14 protein-coding genes are annotated in these 12795 nt (G+C 54.3%); 9 read left to right on the top strand and 5 right to left on the bottom strand.

Annotated elements, in window-relative coordinates; all coding sequences use genetic code 11:
- Positions 1 to 5: 5 nt before the first annotated feature.
- Positions 6 to 341 (bottom strand): nuclear transport factor 2 family protein, encoded by a 336-nt coding sequence (locus ABTW00_RS12835; RefSeq protein WP_433635919.1) that lies wholly within the window; start codon positions 339 to 341, stop codon positions 6 to 8.
- A gap of 490 nt (positions 342 to 831) precedes the next feature.
- On the opposite strand from ABTW00_RS12835, the gene sufA reads away from it, so the two are divergent.
- The 7 genes from sufA to ldtE all read left to right on the top strand — a co-directional run bounded on the left by sufA (position 832) and on the right by ldtE (position 7442).
- A complete protein-coding gene (gene sufA, locus ABTW00_RS12830; protein ID WP_064545857.1) occupies positions 832 to 1200 on the top strand; it encodes a Fe-S cluster assembly scaffold SufA in 369 nt (122 codons plus the stop codon).
- 10 nt (positions 1201 to 1210) lie between these two features.
- Complete coding sequence (sufB, locus tag ABTW00_RS12825; protein WP_064545855.1) at positions 1211 to 2698, top strand: Fe-S cluster assembly protein SufB; 1488 nt, start codon at positions 1211 to 1213, stop codon at positions 2696 to 2698.
- A gap of 17 nt (positions 2699 to 2715) precedes the next feature.
- Complete coding sequence (gene sufC / locus ABTW00_RS12820; RefSeq protein WP_064545853.1) at positions 2716 to 3462, top strand: Fe-S cluster assembly ATPase SufC; 747 nt, start codon at positions 2716 to 2718, stop codon at positions 3460 to 3462.
- The gene (gene sufD / locus ABTW00_RS12815; protein WP_433635917.1) at positions 3437 to 4711 is read left to right on the top strand and encodes a Fe-S cluster assembly protein SufD; all 1275 of its coding nucleotides are present in this window, start codon (positions 3437 to 3439) and stop codon (positions 4709 to 4711) included. Before sufC ends, sufD begins: the two co-directional genes overlap by 26 nt.
- On the top strand, positions 4708 to 5928 hold the full coding sequence (gene sufS, locus ABTW00_RS12810; RefSeq protein WP_065357558.1) for a cysteine desulfurase SufS: 1221 nt from the start codon (positions 4708 to 4710) through the stop codon (positions 5926 to 5928). Before sufD ends, sufS begins: the two co-directional genes overlap by 4 nt.
- Positions 5929 to 5940: 12 nt before the next feature.
- On the top strand, positions 5941 to 6357 hold the full coding sequence (gene sufE, locus ABTW00_RS12805; protein ID WP_433635915.1) for a cysteine desulfuration protein SufE: 417 nt from the start codon (positions 5941 to 5943) through the stop codon (positions 6355 to 6357).
- 110 nt (positions 6358 to 6467) lie between these two features.
- On the top strand, positions 6468 to 7442 hold the full coding sequence (gene ldtE, locus ABTW00_RS12800; RefSeq protein WP_433635914.1) for a L,D-transpeptidase LdtE: 975 nt from the start codon (positions 6468 to 6470) through the stop codon (positions 7440 to 7442).
- Positions 7443 to 7506: 64 nt separating this feature from the next.
- Here the strand turns inward: ldtE and ABTW00_RS12795 are convergent, their stop codons facing one another.
- The 3 genes from ABTW00_RS12795 to ynhH all read right to left on the bottom strand — a co-directional run bounded on the left by ABTW00_RS12795 (position 7507) and on the right by ynhH (position 9680).
- Entirely contained in the window at positions 7507 to 7743 is a 237-nt protein-coding gene (locus tag ABTW00_RS12795; protein WP_002908860.1) for a major outer membrane lipoprotein, read from the bottom strand.
- A 310-nt stretch (positions 7744 to 8053) separates the two neighbouring features.
- Positions 8054 to 9466, bottom strand: a complete 1413-nt coding sequence (pykF, locus tag ABTW00_RS12790) for a pyruvate kinase PykF (RefSeq protein ID WP_064545844.1) — start codon at positions 9464 to 9466, stop codon at positions 8054 to 8056.
- Between the two features lie 7 nt (positions 9467 to 9473).
- On the bottom strand, positions 9474 to 9680 hold the full coding sequence (gene ynhH, locus ABTW00_RS12785) for a protein YnhH (protein WP_425337848.1): 207 nt from the start codon (positions 9678 to 9680) through the stop codon (positions 9474 to 9476).
- A gap of 251 nt (positions 9681 to 9931) precedes the next feature.
- Between ynhH and fumD the strand changes: the two genes are divergently transcribed.
- Positions 9932 to 10147: a fumarate hydratase FumD gene (fumD, locus tag ABTW00_RS12780; RefSeq protein WP_065357560.1), complete on the top strand. Its 216-nt coding sequence runs from the start codon at positions 9932 to 9934 to the stop codon at positions 10145 to 10147.
- A 9-nt stretch (positions 10148 to 10156) separates the two neighbouring features.
- Here fumD and ABTW00_RS12775 read toward each other — a convergent pair whose 3' ends face one another.
- The gene (locus ABTW00_RS12775; RefSeq protein WP_065357561.1) at positions 10157 to 10795 is read right to left on the bottom strand and encodes a TetR family transcriptional regulator; all 639 of its coding nucleotides are present in this window, start codon (positions 10793 to 10795) and stop codon (positions 10157 to 10159) included.
- A 131-nt stretch (positions 10796 to 10926) separates the two neighbouring features.
- On the opposite strand from ABTW00_RS12775, the gene ABTW00_RS12770 reads away from it, so the two are divergent.
- Complete coding sequence (locus ABTW00_RS12770; protein ID WP_433635912.1) at positions 10927 to 12777, top strand: bifunctional sugar phosphate isomerase/epimerase/4-hydroxyphenylpyruvate dioxygenase family protein; 1851 nt, start codon at positions 10927 to 10929, stop codon at positions 12775 to 12777.
- Positions 12778 to 12795 lie beyond the last annotated feature (18 nt).

Raw genomic sequence — 12795 nt, 5'->3', positions numbered from 1 at the left:
TCGCATTACGGAAAATAGAACCAGGCAGTTGTAATGCGTTCATTTTTAACTTCAAAGACGGCTACGCTTTCCAGCGGATTGGGAGACAAACCGTATATCAGCTCATGGTCGAACACTTTATTACCTAATACCGTTCTGGAAATAAGCTTTGCTCTGAGTTGTGGATTGTTAAAGCGATTATTGACGTAAAACTCACGTAATGACGCTTTGCCTATCGTTGAGGGCGTTTCAGTGGGCATCCGATATCCTTTAAACTCATCTGAAAAGCAAGAGATAAATCCGTCAATATCATGCGCATTATATGCTTCAAACTGTGCTTTAACGATTGATTCTACTGACATGCAGCAACTCCATGTGTGAATTTTAATGCAAATTTAATGAATATGAAATCACATCAACGGCGCGGTCTCAAGACAAATTTATCCAGTTATGCCGTTGTCGCACGCATCACGTCAGAGGAATGTGGTGTACGGGGAATCATCATTGGTGGTGCGTTATATATCTCCATACCGTGTTTTTATAACTCATTGATAATGTTCTAAGTGCTTGATTCGCAGAAAGTCGAAAAACCGATTAAATAAATAGGCATTGGCTATGCATCTTTAGCACACCCTCATTTTTTGCCTATTACTCATCATAAATACATTATTTTTCAATTCATTATAAAAAAATCGCTATCTCACTCGCTCGTGTCGACAGGGTCTATGCTTATAAAAAGGCCTGAGAAAAGGGGCACCCGTGGAATACCCCCATGCGCTGAGGGTTGAAGTGATAATCATTATCACTAACATGGTGCTAGCCCCTTTGTGGCTCCACTGATGAGGTAGACCTATGGATTTGCATTCAGGAACCTTCGATCCCAACGATGTGACCTGGCGCGGCATTACGCTGACGCCGTCGGCCGCGGCGCATATTCGCGAGCTGGTCAAACAGCAGCCCACGATTCAGGGCGTACGTTTGGGGGTGAAGCAGACCGGCTGCGCGGGCTTTGGCTACGTGCTGGACGCGGTAAGCGAGCCGGATAAAGACGATCTGTTGTTTGAATCCGACGGCGCGAAGCTGTGGGTGCCTTTACGCGCAATGCCGTTTATTGATGGCACAGAGGTGGATTATGTGCGCGAAGGTTTGAATCAGCTGTTCAAATATCATAATCCGAAGGCGCAGAACGAATGTGGCTGCGGCGAAAGCTTCGGAGTATAGGCGGTACATAATGACGCGTAATACTGACGCAACTGACGATGTCCAGACCTGGGCCGGTGGCCCGCTGAACTACAAAGAAGGGTTCTTTACCCAGCTGCAAACCGACGAGTTGGCGAAAGGCATCAACGAAGAGGTGGTGCGGGCGATTTCTGCCAGGCGCAACGAACCGGAATGGATGCTGGAATTTCGCCTGAAGGCCTACCGCGCCTGGCTTTTGATGGAAGAACCTCACTGGTTAAAAGCGAAATACGACTCGCTGAATTACCAGGACTACAGCTATTACTCCGCGCCGTCCTGCGGCAACTGTGACGATACCTGCGCCTCTGAACCTGGGGCACGGCAACAAACGGGGGCCAGCAGCTTTTTAACCGATGAGGTGGAAGCCGCGTTTAATCAACTGGGCGTGCCGGTCCGCGAGGGCAAAGAGGTGGCGGTTGACGCGATTTTTGATTCCGTCTCGGTTGCCACGACCTACCGGGAAAAGCTCTCGGAGCAGGGCATTATCTTTTGTTCGTTTGGTGAAGCGATTCACGATCATCCCGAGCTGGTCAAACGCTATCTCGGCACGGTGGTGCCGGAAAATGACAACTTCTTCGCCGCGCTCAACGCCGCGGTGGCGTCGGACGGCACCTTTATTTATATCCCCAAAGGCGTGCGCTGCCCGATGGAGCTGTCGACCTATTTTCGCATTAACGCGGAGAAAACCGGCCAGTTTGAACGCACCATTCTGATTGCCGATGAAGGCAGCTATGTCAGCTACATTGAAGGCTGCTCGGCCCCGGTACGAGACAGCTACCAGCTGCACGCGGCGGTGGTGGAGGTGATCATTCATAAAGACGCGGAGGTGAAATACTCCACCGTGCAGAACTGGTTCCCTGGCGATAACAACAGCGGCGGGATCCTGAATTTCGTCACCAAGCGCGCGCTGTGTGAAGGCGAAAACAGCAAGATGTCGTGGACACAGTCGGAAACGGGCTCGGCGATCACCTGGAAATACCCCAGCTGCATTCTGCGCGGCGATAACTCGGTGGGCGAGTTCTTCTCGGTGGCGCTGACCAGCGGCCATCAGCAGGCCGATACCGGCACCAAGATGATTCACATTGGTAAAAACACCAAATCCACCATTATTTCGAAGGGGATCTCCGCCGGACACAGCCAGAACAGCTATCGCGGTCTGGTCAAAATCATGCCGACGGCAACTAACGCCCGTAACTACACCCAGTGCGATTCGATGCTGATTGGCCCTGACTGCGGAGCGCATACCTTCCCGTACGTGGAATGCCGTAATAACAGCGCGCAGCTGGAGCACGAAGCGACCACTTCACGCATTGGCGAAGACCAGCTTTTCTACTGCCTGCAGCGCGGAATTAGCGAGGATGACGCTATCTCAATGATCGTCAACGGATTTTGTAAAGATGTTTTCTCGGAGCTGCCGCTGGAGTTCGCCGTGGAAGCGCAAAAACTGCTGGCTATCAGTCTTGAACACAGCGTCGGTTAAGGATTAAGGAAAGTGATATGTTGAATATCAATGAATTACAGGTCTCCGTTGATGATAAAGAGATCCTGCGTGGCGTCAGCCTGAACGTGCGTCCTGGCGAGGTACACGCCATTATGGGGCCGAATGGCTCCGGGAAAAGTACGCTTTCCGCGACGCTGGCAGGCCGTGAAGATTATAGCGTGACGGGGGGAACGGTGACCTTTAAAGGGCACGATCTGCTGTCGCTATCGCCAGAGGAACGCGCGGGAGAAGGGATCTTTATGGCCTTCCAGTATCCGGTTGAGATCCCCGGCGTGAGCAATCAGTTTTTCCTGCAAACCGCTCTTAATGCGGTACGCGCCCATCGAGGTCAGGAACCGTTGGATCGCTTTGACTTTCAGGATCTGATGGAGGAGAAGATCAATCTGCTGAAGATGCCAGCGGATTTGCTAACCCGTTCGGTCAACGTGGGTTTCTCCGGCGGGGAAAAAAAGCGCAATGATATCTTACAGATGGCAGTGCTGGAGCCCGCGCTGTGTATTCTGGATGAAACGGATTCCGGGCTGGATATCGATGCGCTGAAGATCGTCTCTGACGGGGTTAACGCGCTGCGCGACGGCAAGCGCGCCTTTATTATCGTCACCCACTATCAGCGCATACTCGACCACATCAAGCCCGATTTCGTCCACGTCCTGTACCAGGGACGTATCGTGAAATCCGGTGATTTCCGGCTGGTGAAACAACTGGAGGAGCAGGGCTATGGCTGGCTTAGCGAACAACAGTAGCGCGCTGCAGCAGTGGCATGCGCTGTTTCAGGCGCGCGGCGGTCAGGCATCGCCTCAGGCGTTAGCGCATCTCCAGCAGGTGCATCAGCTTGGCTTACCGACGCGTAAAGACGAAGACTGGAAGTACACCGCGCTGGACAAGCTGCTGACCAGCACCTTCGTGGCACCTGCGCTGCCTGCGTTGACGGACGCGCAGCGGGATAGCCACGCGGTGGCGCTGGAGGCGTATCGGCTGGTGTTTGTGGACGGTCAGTTTGACGCCCGTCTTAGCGATGATGTCAGCAACAGCGGATTTGACGTTACGGTGGATAATCAGCGTCAGTCGCTGCCGGAGGCGGTACATCCTGAGGTCTTCCTGCATCTCACCGAAAGCCTGTCTACCAGCGTCACGCATATTCAAGTGCGCCGCAATCAGCGCCCCGACAAGCCGCTGCTGTTGCTGCACATTACGCGCGGTCTGGAAACGGACGAGATGAATACGGCGCACTATCGTCACCATCTCCAGCTGGCGGAAGGGGCGCAGGCGACAGTTATTGAGCAGTATGTCAGCCTGAATACCCTACGCCATTTTACCGGTTCAAGACTCACCATGGAGGTGGCTGACAATGCCCAGTTACAGCATCTGAAGCTGGGGTTTGAAAACGACCAGAGCTACCATTTTGCCCACAATGATTTGCGTCTGGGGCGCGATGCTGCCGCTTTTAGCCACAGTTTTTTACTGGGCGCGGCGGTGACGCGTCATCACAGCAGTGCACAGCTGAATGGCGAAAACAGTACGCTGCGACTGAACAGCCTGGCGATGCCGGTCAATTCGGAAGTCTGCGACAGTCGTACCTGGCTTGAACACAACCAGGGCTACTGCAACAGCCGCCAACTGCATAAAACTATCGTCAACGATAAAGGACGCGCGGTGTTTAATGGCGTGATTACCGTCGCGCCGCACGCCATAAAAACCGACGGTCAGATGACCAACAATAATCTGCTGTTGGGGCGTCTGGCGGAAGTCGATACTAAACCGCAGCTGGAAATTTATGCCGATGACGTGAAATGCAGCCACGGTGCGACCGTCGGGCGCATCGATGACGAGCAGCTCTTTTATCTACGCTCGCGTGGGATTGCGGTGGAGGAAGCCAGAAACATCATCCTCTACGCATTCGCCGCCGGGCTGACCGATGCCATTACCCTTGAAGCGCTGAAACAACATGTGCTCGCGCGCATAGGGCAACGTCTGGCAGGAGGTAAACAATGACCTTTTCCGTACAACAGGTGCGCGGCGATTTCCCGGTACTTTCCCGTGAGGTGAACGGTCAGCCGCTGGCTTACCTCGATTCCGCCGCCAGCGCGCAGAAACCCGAGCAGGTTATCCATGCCGAGGCGACGTTTTATCGCAACGGCTATGCTGCGGTGCACCGCGGTATTCACACACTCAGCGCCGAGGCTACGCAGCGGATGGAAGAGGTGCGTCAGAAGGTGGCGCATTTCCTTAACGCCGCGAGCGCGGAAGAGATCGTGTTTGTACGCGGTACCACGGAGGCGATTAACCTGGTTGCCAATAGCTGGGGGAGCAGCAACGTTCAGGCGGGTGACAACATTGTCATTACGGCGATGGAGCACCACGCGAATATCGTGCCCTGGCAGATGCTCTGTACGCGCACGGGCGCGCAGTTACGGGTGATCCCACTCAATGCGGACGGAACGTTGCAAATGGACGCCGCGTCTGGGTTATTTGATTCCCGCACGCGGCTGTTGGCGGTCACGCAGGTGTCTAACGTACTGGGTACGGAAAACCCGCTGGCTGAACTGATTGCGCTGGCGCATGGCTATGGCGCGAAGGTGCTGGTGGACGGCGCGCAGGCCGTGATGCATCACCCGGTTGACGTCCAGGCGCTGGGCTGCGACTTCTATGCTTTTTCCGGGCATAAGCTCTACGGCCCGACGGGTATCGGCGCGCTGTACGTTAAAACCGATATCCTGCAGGCGATGCCGCCGTGGGAAGGAGGCGGTTCGATGATCGCCACCGTCAGCCTGAGCGAAGGCACCACCTGGGCAAAAGCGCCGTGGCGCTTTGAAGCCGGGACGCCCAATACCGGCGGCATTATCGGGATGGGGGCGGCGCTGGATTACATCAACGGCCTGGGGCTGACGCAAATTGGCGAGTACGAGCAGACGCTGATGCGCTACGCGCTGGACGCGCTGGCGAACGTGCCGGACCTGCGCCTTTATGGCCCAGCGGACCGGCTGGGGGTGATTGCGTTTAATCTCGGCAAGCATCACGCCTACGATGTGGGGAGCTTCCTCGATAATTACGGTATCGCCGTACGGACGGGGCATCACTGTGCGATGCCGTTGATGGAATTTTATCAGGTGCCCGCGATGTGCCGGGCATCGCTGGCGATGTATAACACCGTTGAGGAGGTCGACCGCCTGGTGGCGGGCCTGCAACGCATTCGCCGTTTATTGGGATAACAGGGAGCAACCATGGCGGCTTTACCGGACAAAGATAAACTGTTGCGCAACTTCAACCGCTGCGCCAACTGGGAAGAGAAGTATCTCTATATCATCGAACTGGGCCAGCGCCTGGCACCGCTGAGCCCCGAGCAGCATAGCCCGGAGCATATGATTCAGGGGTGTCAGAGCCAGGTGTGGATCGTGATGGGGCGCGATGCGCAGGGGCACATCACGTTACAGGGCGATAGCGATGCGGCTATTGTTAAGGGCTTGATTGCCGTCGTATTTATCCTTTACGATGGGATGACCGCAGCGGATGTACAGGCTTTTGATGTGCGTCCCTGGTTTGAACACATGGCGCTGACGCAGCATCTGACGCCGTCGCGTTCTCAGGGGCTGGAGGCGATGATCCGCGCTATCCGCACGCAGGCGGCGAGTTTTAGCTAATATCAAATAGACAGCTTTCATTCTGTTACGAAAGGTGGGCGGACCGCTCACCACGCTGGTGGTTCAGCTTTCTGGCATGTTGTCAGTGAATATGAATAAGGAATCCAGATATGAAGCGCGCGTCCCTCTTAACACTCAGCATTTTAGGTGCCCTCAGCGCGATTTCCAGCGCCTGGGCAGTCGACTACCCATTACCCCCAGCCAATAGCCGTTTAATCGGCCACAATCAAACCTACACCGTTCAGGAAGGGGATAAGAACCTACAGGCGATCGCCCGCCGCTTTGATACGGCGGCGATGCTTATTCTCGAAGCCAACAATACGATCGCGCCGGTTCCTCGTCCGGGTACCGTGGTGACCATTCCATCGCAGATGCTGCTGCCGGACGTGCCGCGTGAAGGGATTGTGGTTAACCTTGCCGAACTGCGCCTGTACTACTTCCCGCCGGGCGAACAGCAGGTACAGGTCTACCCGATTGGCATTGGCCTGCAGGGGCTTGAAACCCCGGAAATGACGACACGGGTAGGGCAGAAGATCCCAAATCCGACCTGGACGCCGACGGCGGGTATCCGCAAGCGTTCACTGGAACGTGGCGTCACATTGCCGCCGGTCGTGCCTGCCGGGCCAAATAACCCATTAGGGCTCTATGCGCTGCGTCTGGCCTACGGTAACGGGGAATATCTTATCCACGGTACCAACGCGCCGGATAGCGTCGGCCTGCGCGTCAGCTCGGGCTGTATTCGTATGAATGCGCCGGATATTAAGGCGCTGTTTGCGCAGGTGCGCAGCGGCACGCCGGTGCGGGTGATTAATGAGCCGGTGAAGTACGCGGTTGAACCCAACGGCACGCGTTATCTGGAAGTGCATCGCCCGCTGTCGCAGAACGAAGCGCAGGATACGCAAACTATGAAGATGACGTTGTCGTCGGGCTTCAAGCAGTTTGCTGAACAGGTGAGTGAAGGGCAGGTGAAAAGCGCGCTGTCGCGTCGTGCCGGGTATCCGGTGATTGTCTCTGAGGGGAAGGGCGCGGCATCGGTACTGTCGGCTCAGAATAGTACAGCGACTTCAGAAACCGTTACGCAGTAGAGAAGGGTAAATCGTAGGCAAAAAAAATGGCGCACAATGTGCGCCATTTTTATTACCAGAACTCTTACTTACGGTAAGAGTGAGCCTGGTTGTCCAGACGCTGGTTAGCACGAGCTGCGTCGTCTTTAGCAGCCTGAACGTCGGAACGCATTGCGTTCACGTCGTTGCTCAGCTGGTCAACTTTAGCGTTCAGAGTCTGAACGTCAGAAGACAGCTGATCGATTTTAGCATTGCTGGAGCAACCTGCCAGCAGAGTAGAACCCAGGATTACCGCGCCCAGTACCAGTTTAGTACGATTCATTATAAATACCCTCTAGATTGAGTTAATCTCCATGTAGCGTTACAAGTATTACACAAACTTTTTTATATTGAGAATATTTTTTTATGCGATTTCCCTTATTTTTGATCGTTCGCTCAAAGAAGCATCGACTTTACGGTTTTGCGGGGAAAATGTGTGTGAAAACAGAGGACTTCCATCGGATTCATCTTAGATAATCAAAGTTTAAATAGTGACAGCCTATTGGATTTTTTATTGAGCTCGGTTATCAGAATGTATAAAAAAAGCGCCCGAGGGCGCTTTTTTAGGCAAACTATAATAAGTATGTGAATTATTACAGTACGTGCACGGAAGCAGTGTTGGTGGTGCCGCTTGGAACCAGCGCGCCGGAAACCATGACAACCACGTCGCCTTTCTGCGCCAGGCCGCTTTCTACAGCGACTTCTTTACCCATGCGGTAGAAATCATCGGTAGAGCTGATTTCTTTGACAACCTGAGCGACAACGCCTTTGCTCAGCACCAGCTGACGCGCAGTGGTTTCATTGGTGGTCAGCGCCAGGATGGTGGCATCCGGGAAGTATTTACGGATAGCGCGTGCGGATTTACCGCCCTGGGTAGCAACCACGATCAGCGGCGCGTCCAGTTTTTCCGCAGTTTCAACCGCGCCACGGCAAACGGCTTCGGTGATGCGCAGTTTACGGCTGTCGTTGTTGAACTCCAGACGGCTGGTCATCACGCGGTCAGTACGTTCGCAGATGGTTGCCATGATGGTCACAGCTTCCAGCGGGTATTTACCTTTAGCGGATTCGCCAGACAGCATCACTGCGTCGGTACCGTCGAGGATGGCGTTAGCGACGTCGCCAGCTTCCGCGCGGGTAGGGCGCGGGTTTTTGATCATGGAATCCAGCATCTGGGTCGCGGTGATAACCACTTTACGAGCACGGATACATTTTTCGATGATCATCTTCTGCGCGAAGATAACTTCTTCAACCGGGATCTCAACGCCCATGTCGCCACGAGCAACCATGATGCCGTCAGACGCTTCGAGGATTTCGTCGAAGTTGTTCAGGCCTTCCTGGTTTTCGATTTTGGAGATGATCTGGATGTTTTCGCCGCCGTGCGCCTTCAGGTGCTCGCGGATTTCAACGACGTCAGAACGTTTACGGATAAAGGAAGCCGCAACGAAGTCAACGCCCTGCTCGCAACCGAAGATCAGGTCCTGTTTGTCTTTCTCAGCCAGTGCCGGCAGAGCGATAGAAACGCCCGGCAGGTTAACGCCTTTGTTTTCACCCAGGTCGCCGTTGTTCAGCACTTTACAGATAACTTTGTTACCTTCGATAGCGGTGACTTCCATACCGATCAGACCATCGTCAACCAGTACGGTGTTACCAACGGACAGATCTTTGGTGAAGCCTTCGTAGGTTACAGCAACGATTTCGCTGTTACCGACAACAGATTTGTCAGTGGTGAAGGTGAAGGTCTGGCCAGCTTTCAGGGAAACGTCGTTACCGCCTTCCAGCTTGATAGTACGGATTTCCGGGCCTTTGGTATCCAGCAGGATAGCGGCTTTCTTACCGGTTTTGCTCATCACGTTGCGCAGGTTCTGGATGCGCTGACCGTGTTCAGCATAGTCGCCGTGGGAGAAGTTCAGACGCATAACGTTCATGCCCGCGTCGAGCATTTTGCCTAACATCTCTTCGGATTCGGTTTTCGGCCCGATGGTGCAAACAATTTTGGTCTTTTTCATGACAGTCTTAGTCTTTAAGTTGAGATTGAGAAGGATTGGGATTTTGAATTCTCGCTCCATGCGCGCACGGCCACGGAGTCAAACCTGTATTACGAAAGTTGCTATGCCACGCCATAAGGATAGGTGACATAAAAAAAGCGTGCAGAGGAAAGTGTGCTAGAGGTTCAGCATAGTCAAAAAGGCGATGTTTTAATCGTTTATTGATGTAGTCCAATGAGCTGAAACCATTCAAGAAAGAAACGCGGCGGATTATACGATGTTATGGCGAAAAAAGAAAATAAAAACGCTGTTTCAAAAATAAAACTAGCTAATTAACAAATCAAAAACGATTTTCTTGTGAAAATGTAACAGTGGCGATGCGCAACAATCGGTCTACCGACGCATAACGACAGGCGCAAATTTGCTTTATGGGCGAAACCAACCAATAATGAATTGATTATTAATGGAAATTAGCGAGCGTAAACGATGGGAAATCAGGCGAAAGACGACGTTTTATACCAGGAAATGTGTCGCGTAGTGGGCAAAGTCGTGCTGGAAATGCGCGATTTAGGGCAGGAACCAAAGCATATTGTGATTGCCGGGGTGCTGCGCACTGCGTTGGCGAATAACAAGGTCCAGCGCACAGAGCTGACGCGTGAAGCGATGCAGAAAGTGGTCACGGCGCTCTCGGGACAACCGTAACCCTTTGAATTACGCGATAACGAAGCGCAGAATCGATTTCACCGCCAGCTCGCTGTGATGGCGAATGAGCGCTTCATCATCGATGTCCGGAAGCGGACCTTCAAGGTAGAGACTATTAAAGCTGTAGAAGTTCGACACCTGATAGAAGCTAAAGCTGCTGATCAACCGATGAACGTCACGGGCCTCAAGTTCAGGCTGGAATATACCCAACTCTTGCCCACGGTGCAGAATCTGCTCCAGCAGAGAGAGGGCGCTCTTGTTCAGGCGCTTCAAATCGCCTGAAGCCAGCAGCCATTTTCCGCGCTGCATATTCTCCATACAGATAATCCGCATGAAATCCGCATGTTCGACATGATAGCGAACGCTCCACTTCACCAGCTGCACCAGCGCCTCAACCGGCGGCAGGTTCTCCAGCCCAAGCTTTTGCTCCGTTTCGCGAATGCGCGAATAAACATATTGCAGAACCGCCTGGTACAGCAGCTCTTTGGTTTTGAAGTAGTAAACCACCATCCGTTTTGTGGTCTGCGCCTCAGAGGCAATTTGCTCCATGCGTGCGCCAGCTAGCCCATGCTCGGCGAACACCGCAATGGCGGCGGTAAAAATCCGTGTTTTTAGCGACTGTGCTTCATCTTGAGCAATGGCTGACATAACAACTCCTGTTTATTTTACCGGGCACAAAAAATACACATAATGATCACAATTTAGCAACCAATTCTGGCATCTCTGAACCAAATGATTCATATTCGATGCAACTGTTACAGCGTGAGCCAGGTGAAACTATGTTGCGTTCTATTGCTACCGTATCCATTTCCGGAACCCTGCCTGAAAAACTGAGCGCGATTGCAGCGGCGGGTTATCAGGGCGTTGAAATCTTCGAAAACGATTTGCTCTATTATACCGGTACACCGGCGGATGTCCGTAACATGGCCGACGATCTGGGGCTTAAAATCACGCTGTTTCAACCGTTTCGCGATTTTGAGGGCGGCACGCGCGCCCAGTTCGCGGCCAACCTGGCGCGGGCGAAGCGCAAGTTTGCGCTGATGCATGAGCTGGGTTGCGACACGCTGCTGCTGTGCAGCAACGTACAGGCCGACAGTTCTGCCGACTTCGATCAGCAGGTGGCCGACCTGCGGGCGCTGGCGACGCTGGCGGAGCAGGAAAATATCCATATTGGTTATGAAGCGCTGGCGTGGGGGGCCCACGTAAACCGCTGGTATCAGGCGTGGGAGCGGGTGAAAGCCGTGGATAGCCCGGCGATGGGTATCGTGCTCGACAGTTTCCATATTCTGGCGCTCGGCGACGATCTTAGCCGCCTGCACGAAGTGCCGATGGAGAAAATCACTTTCCTCCAACTCGCCGACGCGCCATTGATGAAAATGGACGTGCTGGAGTGGAGCCGCCATTTCCGCTGTTTCCCGGGGCAGGGTGAACTGCCGCTGGTGGAATTTACCCGTGAACTGACTCGTTTAGGCTACCGTGGGCCGTGGTCGCTGGAAATCTTTAACGACGGTTTCCGCGCTTCACCGAACGGCGCGACGGCGAAAGATGGCTACCGTTCCCTGCTGTGGCTGGAGGAGCAAACCCACCGCGCGCTGGGCGAAAGCGATGCCGAACTCTTCCAGACGGCCGATCTTCCCGCTTTTAGCGATATCGAATTTATTGAATTTGCCGCCAGCCCCGCCGAGGCGAAAAAGCTGGGCGTCATGCTCGGTGGCATGGGGTTTCAATTGGCAGGGAAGCACCGTTCCAAGCAGGTAGCGCTGTGGAGTAACGGCGGTGCACGAGTGATCATTAACTATCAATCGCACAGTTGGGCGGATCACTTCTATCAACGTCACGGCGTTTCGCTGTGCGCCATGGCCTTGCGCGTCAGCGCCAGCGCGCCGATTATTGCCCGCGCCAAAGCCTATGGTTACGCGACCTGGCAGGGGGAGGTGGGGCCGAATGAGAGCACCATCCCTGCGGTGTGCGCACCGGACGGCAGTCTGGTTTATCTGGTGGATGACCAGAAGGATATCTACGCGCAGGATTTCAACCTCACCGACGCGGCGACCAACGGACAGCTGTTAGGGATCGACCATTTGGCGCTCGGTATGGAGGCTGACAGCCGCGACAACTGGGTGATGTTTTTCCGTGCGGTGCTGGGGTTCACGCTGGAACATGAGCAGACCATGCCCGATCCTTACGGCCTGGTACGCAGCCTGGCGGTGCAAAGCCCACAGGGCAACGTGCGCCTGGCGCTAAACATATCTCAGAGCCGCGCGACGCAGATTGCCCGCTCGGTGGCGTGTTATCAGGGGGCCGGTTTACAGCATGCGGCGTTCGCCAGCGGCGATCTGCCAGCTTTCCTGGAAAATCAGCCGCTGGCGGCCTCGCTATCGCTGCCGGTACCGGCCAACTATTACGAGGATTTACAGGCGCGGTTCGGCGACGCGGCGCAGGTGGAAACCTTACAGCGTCAGCAGATTCTTTACGATCGCGACGGGGCGGGCGGCGAGTTTTTACATCGCTACACCTGGCCGTTCAGCGAAGGACGCTTCTTCTTTGAATTAACCGAAAGACGCCACGGCTACGCGCAATACGGCGCGGTGAACGCTGCCGTGCGGCTGGCGGCTATGCAGTACCGTTAGCGGGGGGATGTACCACCC

The sequence above is a fragment of the Kluyvera georgiana genome (genome assembly GCF_050990895.1).
Taxonomy (GTDB): domain Bacteria; phylum Pseudomonadota; class Gammaproteobacteria; order Enterobacterales; family Enterobacteriaceae; genus Kluyvera; species Kluyvera georgiana.
Note: the sequence above shows the minus strand (reverse complement) of the source record. Positions and strands in the feature narration are given on the sequence as shown.

What these genes read in the sequence shown, in the direction of transcription:
- ABTW00_RS12835 (WP_433635919.1), bottom strand. Translation starts at nt 341, where the DNA reads ATGTCAGTAGAATCAATCGTTAAAGCACAGTTTGAAGCATATAATGCG.
- sufA (WP_064545857.1), top strand. Translation starts at nt 832, where the DNA reads ATGGATTTGCATTCAGGAACCTTCGATCCCAACGATGTGACCTGGCGC.
- sufB (WP_064545855.1), top strand. Translation starts at nt 1,211, where the DNA reads ATGACGCGTAATACTGACGCAACTGACGATGTCCAGACCTGGGCCGGT.
- sufC (WP_064545853.1), top strand. Translation starts at nt 2,716, where the DNA reads ATGTTGAATATCAATGAATTACAGGTCTCCGTTGATGATAAAGAGATC.
- sufD (WP_433635917.1), top strand. Translation starts at nt 3,437, where the DNA reads ATGGCTGGCTTAGCGAACAACAGTAGCGCGCTGCAGCAGTGGCATGCG.
- sufS (WP_065357558.1), top strand. Translation starts at nt 4,708, where the DNA reads ATGACCTTTTCCGTACAACAGGTGCGCGGCGATTTCCCGGTACTTTCC.
- sufE (WP_433635915.1), top strand. Translation starts at nt 5,941, where the DNA reads ATGGCGGCTTTACCGGACAAAGATAAACTGTTGCGCAACTTCAACCGC.
- ldtE (WP_433635914.1), top strand. Translation starts at nt 6,468, where the DNA reads ATGAAGCGCGCGTCCCTCTTAACACTCAGCATTTTAGGTGCCCTCAGC.
- ABTW00_RS12795 (WP_002908860.1), bottom strand. Translation starts at nt 7,743, where the DNA reads ATGAATCGTACTAAACTGGTACTGGGCGCGGTAATCCTGGGTTCTACT.
- pykF (WP_064545844.1), bottom strand. Translation starts at nt 9,466, where the DNA reads ATGAAAAAGACCAAAATTGTTTGCACCATCGGGCCGAAAACCGAATCC.
- fumD (WP_065357560.1), top strand. Translation starts at nt 9,932, where the DNA reads ATGGGAAATCAGGCGAAAGACGACGTTTTATACCAGGAAATGTGTCGC.
- ABTW00_RS12775 (WP_065357561.1), bottom strand. Translation starts at nt 10,795, where the DNA reads ATGTCAGCCATTGCTCAAGATGAAGCACAGTCGCTAAAAACACGGATT.
- ABTW00_RS12770 (WP_433635912.1), top strand. Translation starts at nt 10,927, where the DNA reads ATGTTGCGTTCTATTGCTACCGTATCCATTTCCGGAACCCTGCCTGAA.